This window comes from Streptomyces sp. NPDC048172 (genome assembly GCF_043202595.1).
Taxonomy (GTDB): Bacteria; Actinomycetota; Actinomycetes; order Streptomycetales; family Streptomycetaceae; genus Streptomyces.
In genome coordinates this window covers 205,795-227,296 of the sequence record NZ_JBIDAT010000011.1, presented here as the reverse complement: position 1 = coordinate 227,296, position 21,502 = coordinate 205,795, and the positions used below count along the sequence as shown (strand labels likewise).

The following is a 21,502-nucleotide window of genomic DNA, read 5'->3' as shown; positions in this document are numbered from 1 at the left end:
CATGACGGGCCGGGGCGTACGACCGCTCCCGCACCCCGTCACCTCGGCGGCGGTTCCCGCTCCGCCCCTTCGGCCAGCCGCACCGGCAGCCGCTTCACCCCGTGGATGAAGTTCGAGACCAGCCGCCGCACCTCTCCCTCGGGACCAGGGACGCGCGCGTACGGGGGGAGGGTCCGGGCGGCCTCCTCGTGGAGGACGCGGAGCTGGAGGCGGGCGAAATGGGCGCCCAGGCAGACGTGGGGGCCCTCGCCGAAGGCCAGGTGGGGGTTGGGATCGCGGGTGAGGTCCAAGCGGTACGGCTCGTGGAAGACGCGCTCGTCGAAGTCGGCCGAGGCGTGGAAGACGACGACCTTCTCGCCCGCGCGGACGCGCTGCCCGGCGAGTTCGGTGTCCCGGACGGCCGTACGGCGGAAGGTCAGCACGGGGGTGTGCCAGCGCAGCAGTTCCTCCACCGCGCGCCGTACGGCCGCCGTGTCGCCCTCTGCGACCCGCTCGCGCAGCGCGTGCTGGGCGGAGGGATGGTCGGCCAGGGCGAGAAAGGCGCCGGGCGCCGCGCTGCGTACGGTGTCGTTCCCCGCGACGGTCAGCAGGAAGAAGAACATCTCCAGTTCGGCACCGGTCAGTTCCGTCGCCAGGGCCGTCAGGACGTCGTCGGACGGGTGAGCGCGCTTGTGGGCCGCGAGGGAGCGCGCGTAGGCGAACATCTCGCCCAGCATGGCGGGGGAACGCGGATTGGCCGGTCTGCCGTCCGGGCCGAGGACGGTCACGGCCTGCTCGGGGTCCTGGTAGCCGATGATCCGCTCGGTCCATTTGAGCAGCAGTCCGCGGTCACTGGGCGGCACGCCCAGCAGGTCGGCCAGGTTGAGCAGCGCGTAGTCGTCGGTGACGGCGCCCACCAGGTCGCAGCTGCCGCGCTCGCGGGCCTCGTCCCTGGCCGTCGTCAGCAGCCGCCGCGCCCGCGCCCGTACGTCCGCCTCGAACCGCTCCACGCGGCGCGGGGTGAACGCGCGGCTGACCAGGGTGCGCAGCCTGTTGTGCGCGGGCGGGTCCTGGTTGAGCATCATCCGCCGGATGAACGGCAGGTCCCCGGGGTCGGGGTCGCGGATCTGCGTGGCGCCCTCATAAGAGGAGAAGTCGTCCGGGGAGCGCAGCACCCGCACCACGTCCGCGTGCCGGGTCACCGCCCAGAAGCCGGGCCCCTCGGGCCAGCCGAACACCCCGTGCTCCTCCTGCCACGCGACGGGACGCTCGTCGCGCAGGAGGCGGAAGTCGTCGTGCGGGATCCCCGCCGCGTACCGGCGGGGGTCGAACACATCGGGGACGGGAACGGCCGCGCGCACCGGCGTCCCTCAGCCGTCCGTGCCGACCGCGCCGTCCGCGCCGTCCGCGCCGTCCGCGCGCAGGAAGTCCTCGACCGCGCGGACGAGTTCGAGCGGCGTCTCGTCGGCCGGGTAGTGGCCCGCTGCGGCCAGCTCGACCATGTCGGCGTTCGGGTACCAGGCGAGCCAGGTGGCGCGCATGGCGTCGGCGTTCAGCTCCGGGTCGTGCGCGCCGACCACCACCCGTACGGGCAGCTCCGCGCCCTCCACCCGCTCCTGGAAGTCCTCGTCCGCCCAGGAGGAGAACCAGGTACGGAACGCCTTCTGATCGCTGACCTCTTCAGAGGTACGCACCATCGCGTCGAGCCAGGCGTCCGGATGGCGGTTGCCGGTGGTGAAGTCGATGATGGCCCTGCGGTTCTCCCTGCGCTCGTCCGCCTGGGCGAAGAGGGCGCGCGACTCCTCGGTGAACTGGACCCCGCTCGCGGGCACCGGCGAAACGCCGACCATCCTGCGCACCCTTCCGGGCGCGAGGGACAGGACGCGCTGGGCGACCTTGCCGCCCATGGAGTGACCGACCAGCGAGAAACGGTCCCACCGGAGCGAGTCGGCCAGGGCCAGCAGGTCTTCCGCCGCCTCGGCGGTGGTGAACTCCCCCTGGGCGTCCCGCACCTCGCCGTAGCCGCGCAGATCCGGCAAGGCGTAGCTGAACGACTCACGGTCCAGCGCGCCCAGGACGCCCGCGTAGGCACCACGGTCGGAGAACCAGCCGTGCACGGCGATCACATGGTGCGGTCCCTCGCCGACACGCGTGTGCGGCAGTACGAGCGGAGCCATCGGCCACCTCCCCAGCGGGCGGAGCCCCCTTGCCCCGCACGGGCCCCACCCTCGCGCCGCCCCCTGGGCCCCCGCAAGACCACACGCGGGGCGCCAGGACATGACTCAGCGGTCGAAGACCGCCGTGACGGGCGCGTGGTCGCTCCAGCGCTCGTCGTGGCTCGCGGCGCGCTCCACACGCGCCTCCACGGCCTTCGCGGCGAGCCCCGGCGTCGCGACGCAGTAGTCGATCCTCCAGCCCGTGTCATTGTCGAAGGCCCGGCCCCGGTACGACCACCACGAGTACGGTCCGGCCACGTCGGGGTGGAGGGCCCGGACGACGTCCGTGTAGCCGCCGTCGGCCGGGTCGAAGACCTGGGAGAGCCAGGCGCGCTCCTCGGGCAGGAAACCGGCGTTCTTGCGGTTGGCGCGCCAGTTCTTCAGGTCGGCCTCCTGGTGCGCGATGTTCCAGTCGCCGCAGACGACGACCTCGCGCCCGTCGGCCGCCGCCTTCTGGCGCAGCTCCCGCAGATACGGCAGGAAGGCGGCCATGAACCGCTCCTTCTCGTCCTGCCGCTCCGTGCCGACCTCGCCCGAGGGGAGGTAGAGGCTGGCGACCGTCACGCCCGGCAGCTCCGCCTCCACGTACCGTCCCGACTCCTCGAACTCGGCCGTGCCGAAGCCCACCCGGACCCGCTCGGGCTCGCTCCGTGTGAGCAGCGCCACACCCGCGCGGCCCTTGGTCGAGGAGGGCGCCCAGACGGCGTGCCAGCCCTCCGGTTCGCGGACGGCGTCGGGGAGCTGGTGCGGCTCGGCGCGGACCTCCTGGAGGCACACCACGTCCGCGTCGGTGGCCGCCAGCCACTCCGCGTAGCCCTTCTTGGCGGCTGCCCGCAGCCCGTTGACGTTGACCGTCGTCACCTTGATCACAGTTTGCTCCGCTTGCTCCGGGTCGCGCTCGGTCCAGCAGCTTACGCGGAGGGCCCGCACGGGCCGGGAGGGGCCATGGCGCGCGGAGTGTGCCGGACCTCACACGCGCGGCGGCCGTGAGACCACAGGAGCCACTTACGATTCCAGGCATGCGGATCGTTCCCGTCCCTTTCGACCACCCCGACGCGATGAAGCTCAACGAGATCGTGCTCCAGGAGTACGCCGTCCGGTACGGCGACCCCGAGGGCGACGCCACTCCGCTCGACCCGTCGATGTTCGCGCCGCCGCGCGGCCTGTACCTGCTCGCGTACGACGACGCCGAGCGCCCGCTGGCGACGGGCGGCTGGAGGTCGATGGACGCGAACGGGGAGAACTACAGGGACGGCGACGCCGAGCTGAAGCGGATGTTCGTCGTGCGTGAGGCCCGCGGCCTCGGGCTGGCCCGCCGGATACTGGGTCTCCTGGAGGAGGACGCGCGGCAGGCCGGGCGTACCCGGATGGTGCTGGAGACCGGGATCGAGCAGCCGGAGGCGATCGCCCTCTACACGTCCTCCGGGTACGAGCCGGTCACCGAGAAGTTCGGCCACTACCGTTTCGAGAAGGAGAGCCGCTGCTTCTCGAAGCCCCTGCGCAAGGGATGAACGACGGGAAGGCGTGACCTCTTAAGAGGTCACGCCTTCCTGGTCTGGAACCAGGGCGTCAGTTCTTCCGGAGGATCTGGGCGATCTCCCCGTAGCCGCGCCGTTCCGCGTGCTCCAGGGCCGTCACCCCGTCCTTGTCGGCCAGGTCACGGTCGGCCCCGGCGTCGAGCAGCAGGGCGACGACCTTCTGGTGGTCGGTTCCGCCGTCGCCGAGGATGACGGCCTCCAAGAGGGCGGTCCAGCCGAGCCTGTTGACGTGGTTCACCTTGATGTCGGTGCTGCGCAGCACCTCCCGTACGTACCCGACATGGCCGTGCTCGCCCGCCGGGATGAGCGACGTGCCGCCGTACCGGTTGGTGAGGTCGTAGTCCGGCTTCGCGGGGATCAGGGCGCGTGCCATGGCCGCGCTTCCCGTGACCCCGGTGACGAGCCAGGCGCTGTCGCGGCGCTCGTCCTGCGCGTCGGGGTCGGCGCCCTCCCGTACGAGCACCCGCGCGGCGCCGACATGGTCGCCGAGGGAGGCCAGCAGGAGGGGCGTGCGGCCCTTGCCGTCGCGGGTCTCCAGATCGGCGCCCGCCTTGACGGCCTTGCGCACCCCGTCGGCGTCGCCGTCCTTGGCGGCCTTCAGGAGGGCGTCGTCGGCGCCCGGGGACGGGGACGCCGATCCCTCCGACGGCGACGTGGACGGGGCCGCGGACGCGTCGCGCTTCGGCTTGCCCGAGCCGCCGCTCCCGCCCTGCGTCGTGCAGGCCGCGAGCGCGGCCGCGCACAGGGTTCCGGCCAGCATCAGGCCCAGGGTGCGCCGCACAGGTGCCATGATCCGCCAGGGTCTCACCGACCTCACCTGCCTTCCTTCTCGTACATGGTCGGTCACCGGGGGCGGGTCGTCGTCGTCCTGCCCCCGGCACGCTCGCCTCAGCGGCTGAGCGCGTCCACGCCCGCCTGGGCGAACTTCTCGTCCTGGTCGCCGCTGGGCGCTCCCGCGACGCCGATGCCCGCGACGGGCGCGCCCTTGGCCTGGACGGGGGCGCCGCCGGCCAGGAAGAGGGTGCCGGGGATGTCCTTCAGGGTCGGGGCCTTGTCGAGCCGCTTGACCAGCTCGGAGGTCGGCGCGTTCCACGAGACGGCGGTGTAGCCCTTCTTCTCCGCGGACTCGTAGGACTGCGGGCCCGCGCCGTCGCCGCGCAGGGTGACGAGGGTGTTGCCGTTCCGGTCGACGACGGCGACGGAGACCTTCTGGCCGTCCTTCTCGGCGGCGTCCAGGGTGGCCTCGGCCGCCTTGGTGGCCGCGTCGACGGAGAGGTGGGTGGAGGTCGTCAGGTCCTTCCCGCCGACGTTGCCCTTGGCCTGGGCGGCGGCCGGGGCGGCCTGCGCGGCCTGCGCGGACGAGGGCGAGGCGGTCGCCGAGACCGCGCCGAAGGTGCCCAGGCCCGCGAGGGCGACGGCGCCGACGGCGATTCCAGCGATCTTGTTGGTCTTCCGCATGGGGTGCTCCTTGGGAGTGTGGGTCGTGCTGTCCGGTCCGTTTCGATCCGTGACTCCATCGTCGGGAGGGAAAGGGCCCCGGAGGGTCGGCGTACCGGCTGCCGTCCGCTCGCGGAACGGCCGACGTGCGGGTCAACCGATCGGCTGATGCGCGGGGCGCTCCGGCCGGGCTAGGACTGCTGTGTGCACAGCGAAAACGGCGAGACGACGACCAGCGGGCCCCCCGGCGACCCCGACGCGCGCTGGCTCGCCCCCGTCATCCACGCGGCGTTCTTCCTGCTGCTCGGCGCCTCGCTCTTCCGGTACCTGCTCAACCACCCGGGACAGCCCCGTACGCCCTGGGTCATCGCGCTGAGCGTCGCCCTCGCCCTGTTCTACGTGCTGGGCCCGGCTCTCGGCCCCGGAGCACCCGTCAGGCCCGGCAGGGAGGCGGAGGCCTCTCGGGGCGCGTCCCTGCGGCACCGGTGCTGGCTCGGCGTCGTCGTGACGACATGGGTCGTGCTGGTGCTGCTCGCGCCCAGCTTCGCGTGGTGCGCGGTCCCGCTGATCTACACGGGGCTGCGCACGCTGCCCGCGCGGGCGGCCGTTCCGCTCGTGGCGCTGCTGACGGCCCTGGTGGTCGTGGCCCAGCTCCAGCTGGCCGAGAAGTTCGACCCGAACCTGGTGCTCGCGCCGCCCGCCGTCGCGGCGCTGGCCACCGCGATCTTCGTCTACATGGAGCGGCAGGCAGCGCGGCAGCGCGCCCTCATCGACGACCTGCTGCGCACCCGCCGCGAACTGGCCGCCACCGAGCGGCGCGAGGGCACCCTCGCCGAGCGGCAGCGGCTCTCGATGGAGATCCACGACACCCTCGCGCAGGGCCTGTCCAGCCAGCAGATGCTGCTACAGGCGGCCGACCGCACCTGGGAGTCCGACCCCGCGTCGGCGCGTACCCACGTCCGTACGGCCGAGGAGACGGCGGCGCGCAACCTCGCCGAGGCCCGCCGCTTCGTCCACGACCTCGCACCCGCCGAGTTGGCGGGCGGTACGCCGCTGGACGCCGCTCTGCGGGAGCTGGCGGCCCGTGAGAGCGCCCAGGGCGGCCCGGGAGGCCCGGAGGTCCGGTTCCACCTGGAGGGCGCTCCTGTGCCGCTCCCGGACGGCGTACGGGCGGCGCTGCTGCGCGTCGCGCAGGGCGCGCTGGCGAACGTACGGGAGCACGCGGGCGCCACCACCGCGGGGCTCACCCTCAGCTTCCTGGGCGACCAGGTCGTCCTGGACGTGGCCGACGACGGCGCGGGCTTCGACCCGTCGGCCGCGCCCTCGGGTGCGGCCCGCGGGCACGGACTGCCCGCCATGCACGCGCGTGTCCGGCAGTTCGGGGGCACGCTGACGGTGGAGTCCACGCCCGGCGAGGGCACCGTCCTGTCCGCCGCGATCCCCTGGGAGCCCGCGTCATGACCGATCAGCGTCCCGTACGGCTGCTGCTGTGCGACGACCACGCCGTCGTACGGGCGGGGCTGCGCGCCCTGCTCGGCAGCGCGCCCGGCGTCGAGGTCGCCGGGGAGGCGGGGAGCGGCGAGGAGGCCGTCGCGATGGCGTCGAGCCTCCGTCCCGACGTGGTCCTGATGGACCTCCAGCTCGGCTCCGGGATCGACGGCGTGGAGGCCACCCGGCGCATCATCGGGCAGGCGGGGGGCGACGCCGGGGGCGGGGACGACGCCGGGGGCGGGGACGTGCCGCGGGTCCTGGTGCTGACCACGTACGACACGGACGCGGACATCACCCGCGCCATCGAGGCGGGCGCGACGGGCTATCTGCTGAAGGCCGAGCGCCCCGAGGAGCTGTTCTCGGCGATCCACGCGGCGGCGGAGGGCCGTACGGCGCTGTCGCCGCCCGTGGCGCACCGGGTGATGGCCCGGATGCGCGACCCGCGGCCCGCGCTGACGGGCCGCGAGCTGGACATCCTCGGGCAGCTCGCGCGCGGTCTGGGCAACCGGGAGATCGCCCGCGCGCTGTTCATCAGCGAGGCCACGGTCAAGACGCACCTGGGCCGCATCTACGACAAGCTCGGCGTGGACACCCGGGCGGGCGCCGTGGCCGTCGCCAAGGAGCAGCGCCTGCTGTCGTAGCGGCGCCCTGGTCGCGGCGGCGCCCTGAACGTGTTCTCAGGCCTCTTCCCGCTGCCGCCGGAGGCCGACGAACTCCAGCTCGGCGAAGGCCGTGACCGCGACGGCGCCGACGACGATGAAGGCGGTCCCCAGCCCGTTCAGCGGCATCACGCCCGTGAACGCGAGGACGAGCATGCCCACGGCGGACACCGCGTTCAACGCGACGACCGTACGGGCCAGCCGCGCGGGGATCTCGGGGTATCCGGCGATCAGGGAGAGCGCGGCGGCTCCGCCGAGCATGGCGACGCCGAACGGTACCGACCAGTTCGGTGTGAGCCCGAGCGGCCCCTCCAGCCAGGCGGCTCCGACGAGCAGGAAGACGCCGAAGAACGCGGTGCTCCAGCTGTCGATCCGCAGGCTCGTGCGCAGCAGGTCCTTCCGGGCGCTTCCGGCCGCCGTACGGGGTGCCGTGGTGGTCGGGACGGACATGGGGCCTCCTTCGGCTGCGGGCGGCGCTCCTGTCGGGGCGCCGTTGCCGTGACGGTCGCACCGCGCGGTGCGCGGACTCAATGACCTCCCAGGTCATGGCCGCACTGACCGCCCCCTGGCTAATCTCCGACCATGGACGCACAGCGCCGTGGGGCGCCTCCGGGGGGACAATCACGTGTGGGCGCGCTGCTGCGCGGCTGGCGGCAGCGGCGCAGGCTGAGCCAGCTCGAACTCTCCCTCCAGGCGGACACGTCCGCGCGGCACCTGTCGTGCGTGGAGACGGGACGGGCGCGTCCCAGCCGCGAAATGGTGCTCAGGCTGGCCGCCGCGCTGGACGTCCCGCTGCGCGAGCGCAACACCCTGCTGCTGGCCGCCGACTACGCGCCCGCGTACCAGGAGAGCAGCCTGGACGACGCGGAGATGGCGTCCGTCCGTTCCGCGCTCGACATGATGCTGGAGGGCCACGAGCCCTACCCGGCGGTCGTGGTGGACCGCTGCTGGAACGTGCTGGCGGGCAACCGTGCCATGCCCGTCCTGACGCACGGCGTGCCCCGGCACCTGCTGGAGCCGGAGCCGAACGTCTTCCGGCTCGCGCTGCACCCGGAGGGCCTCGCCGCCAGCATGGTCAACCTGGGCGAGGTGCGCGCCCTGTTCCACGAACGGCTGCTGCGCCAGGTCGACGCCACGGGCGACGCGGAACTGCGCGCCCTGTACGAGGAGGTGCGCGCGTATCCCGACCCGGAGGGGTACGACGAGGAGCGGGACGGCGGAACGGAGCTGGGCGCCGGCCCCTTCCAGGTGCCGCTGCGGGTGCGCACGCCCATGGGCGAGCTGACGATGTTCAGCACGATGGCGACGTTCGGCTCGCCCGCTGACGTGACGCTGTCGGAGCTGGCGATCGAACTCTTCTACCCTCTGGACGAGTTCACCAAGAAGACGCTCCAGTCGCTCGCTCCGTGACGGCGCTCCCACGCGGCAGGGTCACGCTTCGGGCCGCGGCGGCTCGGGCCACACCTCAGGCCCCGGCACGGATCCCGGCGCGGAACCGGGCACAGGTCCCGGCACGGATCCCGGCGCGGATCCGGGGATGGGTCCCGGCGCGGAACCGGGCACAGGTCCGGGCGCGGAACCGGGCGCAGATCCCGGTACAGGTCCCGGCACGGATCCCGGCACGGGCCCCGGCTCAAGGCCCGCCTCAGGTGCCTCCTCGGCTCCCATCTCAGCGCCCATCTCGGGCCACATCACAGGCCCCTCCTCGCCCCGTGCGTACTCGGCGGCCTCCGCGATGCCCCGTTCCTCGACGGATACGGCGCGCGGCGCGTCGTCCGTCTCCGCCAGCCGTTCGGTGAGCACCCGTCCGGGCGGCAGCTCCACGAAGGTCTCGGCCCCTTCCGTACGGAGCGCGGCGATCATCTCGTCCCAGAGGACCGGCCGGGCGACGGATCGCGCCAGGTCGTCGAAGACTGCGTTGGTCTCCCCGCGCAGGCAGCGGCCCTCCGTGCTGGTGACGTAGGGCAGCCCCTGCGGGCGGCGCTTGATGGTGGCGAGGTGCTGGGCCAGCCGGATGCCGATGTCGTGCTCGGACTCCTCGCCGCGCTCCAGCAGCTCCGCGCGGAGCCGTACGGCGCGCAGGGCCTCCTCGAAGGTCAGCACGTCGGCGACGACGGCCGCCGCGTATCCGCCCAGGCCGTGCCCGGCGACGTACGACGGCTGCACCTCCTCGTCCTCGATGAGTGCCCGCGCCCCGGCCACACCCGCGATCAGCAGCGAGACGTGCCGCGCGACCTCCGACTCCTCCAAAGAAGCGGCGGTGTCCAGCTCCGCGACCCCTCCCGGGTGCCCCCATTCGGCCTCGGCCAGCACGGTCGCGGAGGCGGCGGTGTCGGGTAGCCGGTGCAGCATGCCGGGACGCTGCGAGCCCAGCCCGGGGAAGAGGAACGCGATGCTCATGGCATCACCCTCACCTGAGGGGGGCCGCAGGCGCCAGTACGGAGTCCCCGTACGCCGGAGCGCGTACGCCGGGCGAAGATGCCGTACGCGCCGACAGCGCACATGGTGGGCGTATGACGGAAAACATCCTCTTCTCCGACTTCACCGGCCGGGGCACGGACGCCGCGACCCGCGCCCTCGACGCCCTCGGAGCCGCCCACGACGAGGGCGAGCTGAAGCTGCGCGAGGCCCGCGTCATCGCCCGCGACGCCGAGGGCAACCTCGACATCCCCGGCGACGTGGACCACACCAGCTCGGCCTCGGGCTTCGCGGTCGGCGGGCTGGTGGGGGCGCTGGTCGGGCTGATCGGCGGCCCGGTCGGCGTCATGATCGGCTTCGGCGCGGGCGGCCTGATCGGCGGGAGCCAGGACGCGCGCCGCGCCACCGAGACCAACGCGGCGCTGGAGGAGCTGGCGGACGAGGTCCCGCCGGGCAGCACGGTGCTGGTCGCCGACATCGACGAGAAGACCCCCGAGGCGGCCGACAGGATCCTCGGCCCCGACGTCCGGCGCTACGAGGCCTCGCGGCTCCGCGAGGAGCTGGAGGAGGCCCTCAAGGCCGCGGACGAGGCACCTGAGGACGCGGAAGGCACTACGGGCGGGAAGGGCGGTACGCCCTGAACCTCATGCCGCCCGTCTCCGGGTGCAGATCCACCCGGACGTCCTCGAACCCCGCCGCCTCCAGCCGGGCGGGCAGCCCGCCCGGCCGTACGACGTTCATGGTGTCGCCGATGTGCAGCAGCCGGAAGCGGAAGTTCATCTGGCTGTCGCTGCCCGCGAACACTCCGCCGGGCCGCAGCACCCGGTACGCCTCCGCGAAGATCCGGTCCTGCTGTTCCCTGGTCGGCACGTGGTGGAGCATCGTGAAGCAGACGACGGAGGAGAACGACGTCTCCGGGAGCGGCATGTCGGCGCCGTCCGCGTGCAGGATGCGCGCCCGTTCGCCCCAGTCGCGCTCCAGTTGCCGCGCCGTCGCTTCGTCGATCTCGACGGCGGTCAGACGGGGGACGCGTTCCACGAGGACGCGCAGATTGGCCGCGTACCCGGGCCCGATCTCCACGACGTCCTCGCCCAGTTCGATCCCGTCGAGGGACCACGGGAGGATCCGCTCGCGCACGGCGGTGGCCCAGTCCTCGGAGCTGCACAGCTTGCGATGTGCCCTGTTCATCGGCATAGGACGACGCTAGGACGCCTCCGGGGACGTCCACCACGGGCTGAGCTGTCAACTGATGTAGCGAGACGGTCAGAAGCCGGTCCCGACCACCGGAGTCCACTCGCGCACCCCGAGGACCTCCACCCCGGGCGTGCGGTAGTACGGGTCGTCGTCCATCACGCGGTCCAGGGCCGCACGGTCGGCGGTGAACACCAGGAGGGCGCCCGAATCGTCCGCCCAGGGGCCCGCGGCCAGGAGCTTCCCCTCGGCGTGCAGACGTGCCAGTACGTCGCGGTGCGCGGGACGGGCGGCGAGGCGCTCCGGGGTCGCGCTGAAGGCCAGTTCGAGAATCAGCATGGGCGCGACGCTAGGCTCGCCGGATGGCCGGGTCTGTATCAGCCGATACCGGAGCCCCCTGGCGGGAGCTGCGACGGGTGCCCCTGCTGGCGTCCGTTCCGGACGGTCCGCTGCGCACGTTGTGGAACCGATCGGTACCACGCAGGGCGGCGGCCGGAACGGTGCTGCGGCGCGCGGGCGAACCGGCCGGCCATCTGCCGCTGCTGCTCGACGGCACCGTGGCGGCCACCCGGACGACCGGCGCGGGACGGGTCGTCCGCTTCGGCCAGTGGCGCGGACCGTGCGCCCTGGACAAGACGGCGGTGTTCGACGGCGGCGGGCACAGCGCCACCCTGACCGCCCTGTCACCGTGCTCCGTACGGTACGTGCCGCGCGGGGACGTGCTGTCGCTGACGGACGACGTCAGGGCCGTACGGCGGCACGTACTGCGCACGCTCGCCGCGCAGGTCCGCGCGGGGCAGACGGAGTTCACCTCCCTGGCGACGCTCCCCAGCGAGGCACGGCTCGCCCTGTGGCTGCTGGAGGCCGCTCCCGATGACGGGGACGGGGACGGGAACGGGGAGGTCCCGCTCCCCACGCACCAGGCGCTCGCCGAGCTGCTGGGCGTCACCCGGGTCACCGTCAGCCGCGCCCTGGGACGGCTGCGCACACAGGGTCTGATCGCCACGGAGCGGCGCCGGGTGACGCTGCTGGCTCCCGAACTGCTGGCCCTGCGCGCCTCGGGCGGATCCCCTGGTGCGGCCCCGTCCCCGCTGTGATCACCTGGAGCGGAGATCACTGCTGGAGGACGAAGGGGAGAGCCGTATGGCCCTCGCGTGGGGTGTGCTGATCGTGTCGGGCTGTCTGGAGACGCTGTGGGCGACGGCCCTGGAGGCGTCGAAGAACTTCCACCGGCTGGGGCCGTCCGTGCTCTTCCTGGTCGCGCTCGCGGGCAGCATGGCGGGACTCGCGTACGCGGTGACGCACATCCCCCTGGGCACGGCCTACGCGGTGTGGGTCGGCATCGGCGCGGTCGGCACGGCGATCTACGGCATGGCCGTGCTCGGCGATCCGGTGACGGCCGCGCGGCTGCTCTGCCTGCTGCTGATCGTGGGCGGCGTGGTGGGACTCAAGCTCCTCCACTGAGGTCGGCGGCAGACGGTACGCTGCGCCGCCATGGCCACAGGCGCGTGCACGACGGACGGGGCGGACTGTCCGGGCTGGACGGACTGGAACGACTGGAACGACTGGAACGACTGGGCGGACGGCCGTGAACCGCTCCCCGCGATCGTCATCGGCACCTTCTCGCTCCCCAAGGGCACCTGGTTCCCGGAACACCGCCACACGACGCACCAGTTGGCCTGGTCGTACAGCGGACTGCTGCACGTCAGGACGGCACGCGGCACCTGGCTGCTGCCTCCCTCGCTGGCGCTGTGGATCCCGGCGGGCGTCCCGCACGCGACCGGCGCCGCGGGCACGGCCGTGATGCGCAGCCCGTACGTCAGGCCCAAGCGCTGCCCCGTGACGTGGACGGAGCCGACCGTCGTCGAGGTGACGCCGCTGCTGCGCGCGCTGATCGGGCACCTGCTCGACGACGGTCTCGACGAGGACGCGCGGGGCCGCGCGGAGGCGGTGCTCTTCGACGTGCTGACGCCCGCGCCGGTGGCGAGCGTCTCCGTGGAGCACCCCGCGGACGCCCGTACGCGCGCGGTGGCGGACGCGCTGACGGCCGACCCGTCGGACAACAGGCCGCTGGCGGCGTGGGGTTCGGAGGTCGGTGCGAGCGCCCGTACCCTCGCGCGGCTGTTCGTCACCGAGACGGGGCTGAGCTTCGGACGGTGGCGCGAACGGCTGCGGATGCAGCTCGCGGTGCCGCTCCTCGCCGAGGGGCTGACGGTCGAGTCGGTGGCGCACCGCGTCGGTTACGGCTCCGCGAGCGCCTTCGTCGCCGCGTTCCGCCGCGCGACGGGGGTGACGCCGAGCCGCTGGTTCGGCTGAGGGAACCGCCGGGGTGACGAACCCTACGGACCCTAGGACCCTACGGACCCTGCGGACAGCCCCCGTTGGGGGTGCGTGGAGGTGAACCCCCGAGGTCAGCCGTTCGGTTGACGCGAAGTTCAACCGGGTGAGCGTGTCGGCGCGGAGGGCCCGGCGGCCACTCTCGACGTATGAGAGACATCCCCGTCCGCGCCGCTCGCTGGAGCGCGCTGCACCCGTGGCGCGCCATCGGCGCCTGGTTCCTCTTCGTCGCACTCTGCCTGGGCGTGGGCAGCGCGGTCGGCACCCACAGCGCCACCACCGAGGACTTCCGGATAGGCGAGGCGGGCCGCGCCGAGGCCATGGCGGCCGAGGGCGGGCTCCAGCGCGAGCCGGTGGAGCAGGTGCTGGTCTCGGCGCGGTCGGGCGCGGCGGCGGGCGCGGAGGAGCGCGCCGCCGCGCGCCGGGCCGCCGACCGGATGCGGGAGCTGCCGGAGGTCGCGCGGGTGGGCTCCCCGGTCCGTTCGGCGGACGGAAAGGTGATCCGCGTCCCGGTCACGATGAAGGGCGGCGAGCTGGAAGCCGGGGACCACGTCGGGCCGTTGCTGGACGCGACGGCCGCCGTGGCGAAGGAGCACCCCCGGCTCCGCGTGGAGGAGACCGGGTCCCCGTCGATCGGGGAGGGCGTGGACGGGCAGCGCGACGAGGACCTCGCGCTCACCGAACGCGTGGCGCTGCCGGTCACCCTGATCACACTGCTGCTCGTCTTCGGCTCGGTGCTGATGGCGCTGGTGCCGCTGGTGCTGGCCCTGACCTCGATCGCCGCCGCCGTGGGCCTGTCGATGGTGGCCTCCCACGTCTCGCCGGACGCGGGCGTGGGCACGAACGTCATCCTGCTGATCGGCATGGCCGTCGGCGTGGACTACACGCTCTTCTTCCTCAAGCGCGAGCGGGAGGAGCGCGCGAGGGCGAACGGGAGGCTCAGCACCGAGGCCCTGGTGGAGCTGTCCGCCGCGACCTCGGGCCGTGCCGTCGTCGTCTCGGGCCTGGCCGTGGTGGCCTCCACCGCGACGCTCTATCTGGTCTCGGACGTCATCTTCTCCTCCCTGGCCACCGGCACCATCGTGGTCGTCCTGGTCGCGGTGGCCAGTTCGCTGACGGTGCTGCCCGCGCTGCTGACGAAGGCGGGCAAGCGGGCGGAACGCAAGGCCGCGCGGAAGGCGGCACGAGGGCCGGTCCCCGATGCGGCACGCGCCCGGACACGGCACGGCGGGAGCGGTGACGGCAACGGGGGCGGCAACGGCGGCGGCAACGGACGCGTGTGGCAGACCCTGATGCGCCCCGCGAGCAGACGCCCCGGCCTCACCCTCGGCGTCTCGGTGCTGCTGATGCTCGGCCTGGCGGCCCCCGCGCTGGGGATGAACCTGAGCGTGATGGACCGCGACACCCACTCGCGCGAGCTGCCCGCGATGCAGGCGTACGACCGGATGAACGCGAGCTTCCCCGAGCTGCGGATCGTGCACCAGGTGGTGGTCAGGTCCGCGCCGGGCGACGAGCGGCGGGTCAGGGGCGCGCTGCGCGCGCTGGAGCGGCGGACCCAGGACGAGCCGCACTTCACCGGCGAGCCCCGGATCCGGGTCGCGGAGGACGGCCGGATCAGCATGCTGGAGCTGCCGTCGTCCGCCAAGCCGGGCTCCCGGGCCTCGCTCGACGAGCTGGACCGGCTCCGGGACCGCCACCTCCCCGCCACCGTGGGCCGGGTGCCGGGCGCCGAGGCCGCGGTGACGGGCGAGGGCGACGTCGCGCGCAACGCCGACTATCTCGCCCACCAGAACGCGAAGCTGCCGCTCGTCGTCGGCGCCCTGCTGCTGGTGACGTTCCTGATGACGGTGTGGGCGTTCCGCTCGGTGGTGATCGGCCTGGTCGGCGTCGTGCTCAACCTGCTGTCGGCGGCCGCGGCGCTCGGCCTCCTGGTCCTGGTCTTCCAGGGCGAGTGGGCCGAGGGGCTGCTCGGCTTCACCTCCACCGGCTCGATCGGCTCGCGCGTCCCGCTCTTCCTCTTCGTGATCCTCTTCGGGCTCTCGATGGACTACCAGGTGTTCGTGGTCAGCCGCATCCGCGAGGCCGCGCTGCGCGGCGTCCCCACCCGCAGGGCGGTGCTGGACGGCATCACCAGCTCGGCGGGGGTGGTGACGAGCGCGGCTGCGGTGATGGTCACGGTCTTCGCCAGCTTCGTCTTCCTGCACCTGATCGAGATGAAGCAGATCGGGTTCAGCCTGGCGGCGGCGGTGCTGCTCGACGCCTTCGTCATCCGCGTGATGATCCTGCCCTCCGCCATGGTCCTGCTGGGCGAGGCCAGCTGGTGGCCCTCACGGGGCGTACGCGGGGCCCGGCACGCGGCCACGGCGGCCACGGCGGCCACGGCGGCCACGGCGGCCACAGGGGACGCAGGGGGACAGCGGAACGACGAACACCCGTACACGCCAGTATGTTGACGCACATGATCGCGTGGTCGACCACCGGGCTGCCCGCGGGCGGCACGCCCACCGCCCCCTTCTGGGCGAGGACCCTGCACCGCTGGAACGCGGTGTCGTGGGCGCTGTTCGGCGTGCTCTCGGTGGTGAGCACGGTGGCCGACCGTACGGACGGCGCTGACCAGTGGTGGTGGCTGGGCGTCCTGGCGGTCCTCGCCGGGTGCTACGCGACGCTGACCCGCTCCCCCGACAACCCCGTGCTGCGCCCGCACACCTATCTGCTGGTGCTCGCGCTGGGCCTGGGCGTGCTGTCGTACCTGCGGGAGGGCTACGTGGCGCTGTTCATCGTCACGGTGCCGCACTTCTGGATGTACGGGAGGAGGCCGCAGGACTCGGCCGCGTTCAGCGGGCTCGCGTCCGTGCTGACGCTGGTCGGCAGCACGTGCCGGGAGGGCTGGGACCTCGCGTTCTTCTGCACGTCGTTCGCGTCGACCGCGATCGTCTTCCTGGCCAGCGCGCTGATCGGCCTGTGGGTGCTCGCCGTCGTCGCCCAGAGCGAGGAACGGGCCCGGCTCATCGTCGAGCTGGAGCGGGCGCAGGCCGAGCTGGCGGCGGCGCACCAGCGGCAGGGCGCCGCGGACGAGCGGGAGCGGCTGGCCCGCGACATCCACGACACCCTGGCCCAGGGGTTCGCCTCCATAGTCGTCCTCGCCGAGGCGGCCCGCTCGGGCCTCGCCGCCGAACCGGACCGCAGCTCCCAGCAGTTGCACAGCATCGAGCAGACCGCCCGGGAGAATCTGGCGGAGGCCCGCGAGCTGGTCGCCTCGGGGCACGACGCGGCCCCGTCGCGGGGTTCGGCCGCCGAACCGCTGCGCCGCACGCTGGACCGGTTCGCCGAGGACACGGGGCTGGAGGTGACCGCCGAGCTGGCGGACGTGGTGTGCGACCAGCCGACGCGTATCGCGCTGCTGCGCTGCGCGCAGGAGTCGCTGGCCAACGTCCGCAAGCACGCCGGGGCCTCGGCCGTCGGCGTGGTGCTGAGCGGGCAGGGAGCGGTGGTCGAGCTGGAGATCACCGACGACGGGACGGGGTTCGCCGTGGCGGAGGCCGCGGACCGGGGCTTCGGCCTGCGCGGCATGCGCAGACGGCTGACGGAGCTGGGCGGGGACTTGAAGATCACCAGTTCGCTGGGGAACGGCACCCGCGTGCTCGCGCTGGTCCCCGCGCCCGGCGCGAGCGAGGAGACGCCGTGACAGATCACGCCGTGACAGACCCGACGGGGACCACCCGGCCCTCCGCACCGGGCGCCGAACCCGGTGCCGACTCCGGCGCCGAGCCTGGCGCCCTGCGCGTCGTGGTCGTCGACGACCACACGGTGATGCGCGCCGGGGTGCTAGCACTGCTCGCCTCCGAGCCGTCCGTCGAGATCACCGGCGAGGCGAGCGACGGACGCGAGGCCCTGGAGCTGATCGCCGAACAGCACCCGGACGTGGCCCTGATCGACCTGCGCATGCCCGTGCTGGACGGCGTGGAGACGACCGAGGAGATCGTCGCCCGCTTCCCCGGCACGCGCGTGCTGATCCTCACGACGTACGACACGGACGCCGACATCGAGCGCTGCGTCGAGGCGGGAGCCATCGGCTATCTGCTGAAGGACACCACGCGTGAGCAGCTGGTCGAGGCCATCCGGTCCGCCGCGCGGGGCGAGACCGTGCTGGCGCCCCGGGTCGCCGAGAAGCTCGTCGCGCGGATGCGCCGTCCCGCCCCGGTCGTCCTCACCTCCCGCGAGACGGATGTGCTGAACGGGGTCGCGGACGGGCTGACCAACACGGAGGTGGGCAAACGGCTGATGATCTCCGAGGCCACCGTGAAGACCCATCTGCTGCGGATCTTCGCGAAGCTCGACGTCAACGACCGGACGCACGCGGTGGTGGTCGCCCTGGAGCGCGGACTCCTGGTCCGCGCTCCGTGAGGCCGTCCGACGGCCCCCGGGCCGCCCCCGCCGCCTGCTCCCGCAGGACCCGGGTTCAGTCCAGGACCTCCCCCGCCGTCCCCCGCTCGTGCTGGTACGTCCACAGGTCCTGGAAGAGGCCGGGACGGCGGACCAGTTCGGTGAACGTGCCCTGCTGGACGACCCGCCCCTTGTCGAGGACGAGGATGCGGTCGGCGGTCGCGACGTTCGTCAGCCGGTGCGTGATCAGGACGACCGCGCGGCTCGCCGCGAGCTGCCGCAGCCCCGCGAAGATGCGGTACTCGCCCAACGGGTCGAGCGCCGCCGTCGGTTCGTCCAGGACGAGCAGTCCCGCCTCCCGGTGGAACGCGCGGGCGAGCGCGACCCGCTGCCACTGGCCGCCCGACAGCTCCTGGCCGCCCAGCCAGTCGCGGGCGAGCAGCGTGTCGAGCCCGGAGCGCAGGGAGGCCAGTACGTCGTCGGCGCCGCTGGCCGCGCACGCCTCCCGTACGGCCGTGTCACCGGCCTCCCCCTCGCCCTTGGGCTGGCCGAGCGTGATGTTCTCCCGTGCCGTGAGCGGCCAGCGGGCGTAGTCCTGCGGCACCATCGCGACCTGCGCCCAGAGCGCGTCCGGTGCCATCTCCGCCGTCGGCACGCCGTCCCAGCACAGGCTGCCTCCCGTCGGCAGGTAGAGCCCGGTGAGCAGTTTGCCCAGTGTCGTCTTGCCGGAGCCGTTGTAGCCGACCAGGGCGAGCACTTCGCCCCGCCGCAGGGTGAGGGTGACCCCCTGCACCGCGTCCGTGTCGGCCTCCTCGTAGCGGTAACTGACGTCCCGCAGCTCGATGGTGCGCGGCGGCGCGGGCGTACGGGCGCCGCGCCGCTGCGTCGAGCGGAAGCCTCCCGCGCGCTGCAGGAAGTCCTGCCAGTCGTCCCAGTACAGCCCGGTGCGCATGATGCGCGCCCCGCCCGTGACCAGTCCGCGCAGGGACTGGCCGACCGTCTGGAGCGCGAAGACGGCGGCCCCGGCGTGGGCGAGCGACAGCCTGCCGTTGGCGCTGAGCACGACCAGCGCGGCCCAGACGCCCGTCGCCGCCGTCCCGCCGCAGACGGCACCGACCAGTGCCATCCGCGCGCCCTTGTCCACCGCGCGCCGCTCGACCCGGTTGATGCGCTGCGTGATGGAGCGGTACTTGGCGAGCAGGAAGGGCCGCATCGTGCCGGTGCGGATCTGGTCGGCCGCATATCTGTCGGACACGTGCCAGCGCAGGATGGACAGCAGCCGGGAGTTCCCCGACATCTCCAGCTGCGACAGGTAGTGCACCCGGGCCGCGCTGATCTGCGCGAGCGCCTGCGGCAGGCTGGCGGCCATCAGCAACGGCAGCAGGAGCGGATGCAGCACGGCCAGCACGCCCGCCGACGCGATCAGCGAGGCCGTGGCGGCGATCAGGTCCTGCCCCTGGGTGACGAGGTCTTGGGCGGTCTGCGCCCCTCTGTCGGCGGCCTCCCTGCGCTCGTTGAAGCCGGGGCTGTCGTACGCGGCCAGTTCGGTCGCGGTGGACGCCTCCAGCAGCATCAGCTCCGCCTCGCGCGACATGAACGGACCCAGGCGCGAGGAGAGCCAGTTGACCGCGATGCCGAGCACGGCCCGTGCGGCGGCGGCGACACCGAGCGTCACCAGGGAGGGCCAGGCAGCCAGCAGCCGGTCGTAGGTGTTCCCGCCCCCCAGGACGGCACCGATCGTTCCCGAAACGGCGAACAGCCCGAGCGCCTGCAGCGCGCCCGAGGCCACCTGGCAGACCAGCAGCCCTACGGCCGCCCGTTTGTCGACCCTCCAGGCCAGCCCGAGGGAGCGCCGTACGAGCGCGGGCAGCCGTCGCGCCATGTCGACCGTGCGGATGGACCGTCCCGCCCGTTCGCGCGACCCCGTCGGGTCGACGAACCGCAGATCCTCGTCCCCCTCGGGCTTGACGGACTTCTGCTCGGGAACGACGGTCATCGCGGCCACCGCCCCTCGGTACGCCCGTCCGCCCCGGCTCCGGCGTCGGCGTACCCGTCGACGGACAGCAGCCCGCCCGTCGCGAACTGCCCCAGCAGCGCGCGGACGTAGGGCACGCAGTCGGCCGGAGGACACGCGGGGTCGGCCCACACCAGCTGGGAGTGCTTGTGCGGCTCCTTGTTGTACGGCTCGCCCTGCCAGCGCTCCGCCCGGAAGGCCACCCCGATCCGCTGCTGCCCTTCCGGACTGCGGTGGTCGATCACATGGCAGAACTCCAGATGGCGCTCCTGGACGGCGACTCCGACCTCCTCGTACGTCTCGCGCAGCGCCCCCTCGACCACCGTCTCCCCCGCCTCCAGATGCCCCGAGGGCGGCGCGAGCAGCCCGCTCGCGTACACACCGCCGCACCGTCGCAGCAGCAGTACCCTCCCGTCGTCCCGGTGCAACAGCACGAAGAGATCGACGACCCTGGTGTGCCGCACACCGTCCCGCGCGCTCATGCGGCCCGCCCCACGCTCGTGTACGGCCAGCCCTGCCCGATGGCCTCCAGCGCGGTACGGGCGTGGCCGACGAGCGGCTCGGGCAGCGCCGTACGGCGCCACCACGTCCATCCGGCGCACAAGTGCGGCTCCCGCAGCCGTGGTTCGCCCTTCCAGTGGTGCACACGGAAGAAGAGCTGGATGTGGGAGACGCCATCGACGGTGTGCACGAGCTGCAGATCGGCCTCGCGCAGGGTGACGCCCAGTCCCTCGTACGCCTCCCGTACGGCACAGGCACGCACGGTCTCGTCCTCCACCTGTCCGGCGGGCAGATGCCAGCTGTCGGGCGCGAAGGAGACACCGGGTCCGCGCCTGCCGAGGAGGAGATGGCCGTCGCGTTCGAATACGAGATGGGCGCCGAGGGCGGTCAGGCGTGGGGGCACAACTCCTCCAGTGTTGACGCGAGTTCGGACGAATGCTCGGTTCAACGCCCCTCGTGCGGGGGAGGTGACGGCCCGTACGGAGCGATTTCTCGCGCACATGTACGGCAACGTGACGCCCGCCCCGTGACGCCCGGCATCACGGCGCGTAGCGCGCTGTGCGATTCACACCACCGTGGCGCGTCACCCTTGCCGGGGATTGCGCCGTGCTCCGCGCGTTACGCGGCGCCCCCGCGGGCGTGCGACAGCAGGCCGTCCACGAACGCCCTCAGCCCCTCGGGGTAGGTCTCCCGGGTGACGAGCCCGGGCCAGCGGTCGGCGAGCCCGGAGAGGTGCGGCAGCCCGGAGTCGGCGATCCTCCGGCGCACCGTCTCGTCGTACACGGAGACGCCGCCCTCATCCGCGTCCCGCTCGGCCCGCCGCCGCGCGGTCCCGGCCCGTACGAGGATCTCGCCCGCCGTGTAGTACCAGAGGCCCCGGTAGAGATCGACGGCCTGCTCGGGCGTGCAGCCGCACTCCACGGCGCCCTGCACGATCGCCTCGACGAACCACAGCGCGGAGTCGCCGATGAAGTCGCCCGCCGTGAGCACCTCGACGATCCACGGCCAGGCGGCCAGCGAATCGTGCATGACCGTCGCCGCGGCGACGACACGCTCCCGGGGCTCCTCGGGCAGCTCAGGACGCGGCATACGGGCCGCGTAGTCGTCCAGGAGCTGCGTCAGCAGGTCGTCCCTGTCGCGGACGTGGTGGTAGAGCGTCGTCGGCGCGGCGCCCGCCTCCGCCGCGAGCCTGCGCATCGTGAGTTTCTGCCAGCCGTCGCGGTCGATCAGCCGCCAGGCCGCCTCCAGGATCTGCGCGCGCGAGGTGCGGGGCGGTCGGCCCGTCCGGCCGCGGGAGGGAGTGGTTCCTGGCATCGCCCCATCATGACGCGCCCCTCC

At 73.3% G+C, this 21,502-nt stretch carries 24 protein-coding genes; 11 read left to right on the top strand and 13 right to left on the bottom strand.

The genetic code is table 11. From position 1 onward, the window contains the following. Positions 1-38: 38 nt before the first annotated feature. From ACGF3A_RS38385 to ACGF3A_RS38375, 3 genes are all read right to left on the bottom strand, one after another. Positions 39-1,340, bottom strand: coding sequence for a cytochrome P450 (locus ACGF3A_RS38385; protein ID WP_393735158.1), 1,302 nt, complete (start codon positions 1,338-1,340; stop codon positions 39-41). A gap of 9 nt (positions 1,341-1,349) precedes the next feature. Beyond that, positions 1,350-2,156 (bottom strand): alpha/beta fold hydrolase, encoded by an 807-nt coding sequence (locus ACGF3A_RS38380; RefSeq protein ID WP_393735157.1) that lies wholly within the window; start codon positions 2,154-2,156, stop codon positions 1,350-1,352. Between the two features lie 105 nt (positions 2,157-2,261). Next, positions 2,262-3,065, bottom strand: a complete 804-nt coding sequence (locus ACGF3A_RS38375) for an exodeoxyribonuclease III (protein WP_393735156.1) — start codon at positions 3,063-3,065, stop codon at positions 2,262-2,264. 149 nt (positions 3,066-3,214) lie between these two features. Between ACGF3A_RS38375 and ACGF3A_RS38370 the strand changes: the two genes are divergently transcribed. Continuing rightward, complete coding sequence (locus ACGF3A_RS38370; RefSeq protein WP_393735155.1) at positions 3,215-3,706, top strand: GNAT family N-acetyltransferase; 492 nt, start codon at positions 3,215-3,217, stop codon at positions 3,704-3,706. Positions 3,707-3,764: 58 nt separating this feature from the next. Here the strand turns inward: ACGF3A_RS38370 and ACGF3A_RS38365 are convergent, their stop codons facing one another. Together ACGF3A_RS38365 and ACGF3A_RS38360 are read right to left on the bottom strand one after the other, a co-directional pair. Continuing rightward, complete coding sequence (locus ACGF3A_RS38365) at positions 3,765-4,490, bottom strand: ankyrin repeat domain-containing protein (RefSeq protein WP_393735207.1); 726 nt, start codon at positions 4,488-4,490, stop codon at positions 3,765-3,767. 131 nt (positions 4,491-4,621) lie between these two features. Next, positions 4,622-5,191, bottom strand: coding sequence for a heme-binding protein (locus ACGF3A_RS38360; protein WP_393735154.1), 570 nt, complete (start codon positions 5,189-5,191; stop codon positions 4,622-4,624). 183 nt (positions 5,192-5,374) lie between these two features. On the opposite strand from ACGF3A_RS38360, the gene ACGF3A_RS38355 reads away from it, so the two are divergent. Together ACGF3A_RS38355 and ACGF3A_RS38350 are read left to right on the top strand one after the other, a co-directional pair. Further along, positions 5,375-6,631 carry a sensor histidine kinase gene (locus ACGF3A_RS38355; RefSeq protein ID WP_393735153.1) on the top strand — a complete coding sequence of 419 codons (1,257 nt, stop codon included), beginning with the start codon at positions 5,375-5,377 and terminating at the stop codon, positions 6,629-6,631. Then, the gene (locus ACGF3A_RS38350) at positions 6,628-7,302 is read left to right on the top strand and encodes a response regulator (protein ID WP_393735152.1); all 675 of its coding nucleotides are present in this window, start codon (positions 6,628-6,630) and stop codon (positions 7,300-7,302) included. Before ACGF3A_RS38355 ends, ACGF3A_RS38350 begins: the two co-directional genes overlap by 4 nt. 36 nt (positions 7,303-7,338) lie before the next feature. Here ACGF3A_RS38350 and ACGF3A_RS38345 read toward each other — a convergent pair whose 3' ends face one another. Further along, positions 7,339-7,770: a hypothetical protein gene (locus ACGF3A_RS38345; RefSeq protein WP_393735151.1), complete on the bottom strand. Its 432-nt coding sequence runs from the start codon at positions 7,768-7,770 to the stop codon at positions 7,339-7,341. A gap of 132 nt (positions 7,771-7,902) precedes the next feature. Here ACGF3A_RS38345 and ACGF3A_RS38340 point away from each other — a divergent pair, with 132 nt between their 5' ends. Then, positions 7,903-8,730 (top strand): helix-turn-helix domain-containing protein, encoded by an 828-nt coding sequence (locus tag ACGF3A_RS38340; protein ID WP_393735150.1) that lies wholly within the window; start codon positions 7,903-7,905, stop codon positions 8,728-8,730. A 21-nt stretch (positions 8,731-8,751) separates the two neighbouring features. On the opposite strand, the gene ACGF3A_RS38335 is transcribed toward ACGF3A_RS38340, so the two are convergent. Next, complete coding sequence (locus tag ACGF3A_RS38335) at positions 8,752-9,720, bottom strand: acyltransferase domain-containing protein (protein ID WP_393735149.1); 969 nt, start codon at positions 9,718-9,720, stop codon at positions 8,752-8,754. A 113-nt stretch (positions 9,721-9,833) separates the two neighbouring features. Here ACGF3A_RS38335 and ACGF3A_RS38330 point away from each other — a divergent pair, with 113 nt between their 5' ends. Then, the gene (locus tag ACGF3A_RS38330) at positions 9,834-10,379 is read left to right on the top strand and encodes a DUF1269 domain-containing protein (protein ID WP_393735148.1); all 546 of its coding nucleotides are present in this window, start codon (positions 9,834-9,836) and stop codon (positions 10,377-10,379) included. On the opposite strand, the gene ACGF3A_RS38325 is transcribed toward ACGF3A_RS38330, so the two are convergent. Both ACGF3A_RS38325 and ACGF3A_RS38320 read right to left on the bottom strand, forming a co-directional pair. Beyond that, complete coding sequence (locus ACGF3A_RS38325; RefSeq protein ID WP_393735147.1) at positions 10,351-10,932, bottom strand: class I SAM-dependent methyltransferase; 582 nt, start codon at positions 10,930-10,932, stop codon at positions 10,351-10,353. The two genes, ACGF3A_RS38330 and ACGF3A_RS38325, sit on opposite strands and share 29 nt — an antisense overlap. A gap of 69 nt (positions 10,933-11,001) precedes the next feature. Continuing rightward, positions 11,002-11,268 carry a YciI family protein gene (locus ACGF3A_RS38320; protein WP_393735146.1) on the bottom strand — a complete coding sequence of 89 codons (267 nt, stop codon included), beginning with the start codon at positions 11,266-11,268 and terminating at the stop codon, positions 11,002-11,004. A gap of 119 nt (positions 11,269-11,387) precedes the next feature. Between ACGF3A_RS38320 and ACGF3A_RS38315 the strand changes: the two genes are divergently transcribed. From ACGF3A_RS38315 to ACGF3A_RS38290, 6 genes are all read left to right on the top strand, one after another. Then, complete coding sequence (locus ACGF3A_RS38315; protein WP_393735145.1) at positions 11,388-12,026, top strand: Crp/Fnr family transcriptional regulator; 639 nt, start codon at positions 11,388-11,390, stop codon at positions 12,024-12,026. 46 nt (positions 12,027-12,072) lie between these two features. Continuing rightward, positions 12,073-12,393 (top strand): DMT family transporter, encoded by a 321-nt coding sequence (locus tag ACGF3A_RS38310; protein WP_393735144.1) that lies wholly within the window; start codon positions 12,073-12,075, stop codon positions 12,391-12,393. Positions 12,394-12,423: 30 nt separating this feature from the next. Then, the gene (locus ACGF3A_RS38305; protein ID WP_393735143.1) at positions 12,424-13,245 is read left to right on the top strand and encodes an AraC family transcriptional regulator; all 822 of its coding nucleotides are present in this window, start codon (positions 12,424-12,426) and stop codon (positions 13,243-13,245) included. A 170-nt stretch (positions 13,246-13,415) separates the two neighbouring features. Then, complete coding sequence (locus tag ACGF3A_RS38300) at positions 13,416-15,719, top strand: MMPL family transporter (RefSeq protein ID WP_393735142.1); 2,304 nt, start codon at positions 13,416-13,418, stop codon at positions 15,717-15,719. A 5-nt stretch (positions 15,720-15,724) separates the two neighbouring features. After that, on the top strand, positions 15,725-16,951 hold the full coding sequence (locus tag ACGF3A_RS38295; protein ID WP_393735141.1) for a sensor histidine kinase: 1,227 nt from the start codon (positions 15,725-15,727) through the stop codon (positions 16,949-16,951). 92 nt (positions 16,952-17,043) lie between these two features. Continuing rightward, positions 17,044-17,670: a response regulator gene (locus ACGF3A_RS38290; RefSeq protein WP_393735206.1), complete on the top strand. Its 627-nt coding sequence runs from the start codon at positions 17,044-17,046 to the stop codon at positions 17,668-17,670. A 55-nt stretch (positions 17,671-17,725) separates the two neighbouring features. Here ACGF3A_RS38290 and ACGF3A_RS38285 read toward each other — a convergent pair whose 3' ends face one another. The 4 genes from ACGF3A_RS38285 to ACGF3A_RS38270 all read right to left on the bottom strand — a co-directional run bounded on the left by ACGF3A_RS38285 (position 17,726) and on the right by ACGF3A_RS38270 (position 21,478). Beyond that, positions 17,726-19,645 (bottom strand): ABC transporter ATP-binding protein, encoded by a 1,920-nt coding sequence (locus ACGF3A_RS38285; protein WP_393735205.1) that lies wholly within the window; start codon positions 19,643-19,645, stop codon positions 17,726-17,728. After that, the gene (locus ACGF3A_RS38280; RefSeq protein WP_393735140.1) at positions 19,642-20,145 is read right to left on the bottom strand and encodes an NUDIX domain-containing protein; all 504 of its coding nucleotides are present in this window, start codon (positions 20,143-20,145) and stop codon (positions 19,642-19,644) included. Before ACGF3A_RS38280 ends, ACGF3A_RS38285 begins: the two co-directional genes overlap by 4 nt. Next, on the bottom strand, positions 20,142-20,567 hold the full coding sequence (locus tag ACGF3A_RS38275; RefSeq protein ID WP_393735139.1) for an NUDIX domain-containing protein: 426 nt from the start codon (positions 20,565-20,567) through the stop codon (positions 20,142-20,144). The genes ACGF3A_RS38280 and ACGF3A_RS38275 overlap by 4 nt, the downstream gene beginning before the upstream one ends. Positions 20,568-20,782: 215 nt before the next feature. Further along, positions 20,783-21,478: a TetR/AcrR family transcriptional regulator gene (locus ACGF3A_RS38270; protein WP_393735138.1), complete on the bottom strand. Its 696-nt coding sequence runs from the start codon at positions 21,476-21,478 to the stop codon at positions 20,783-20,785. Positions 21,479-21,502 lie beyond the last annotated feature (24 nt).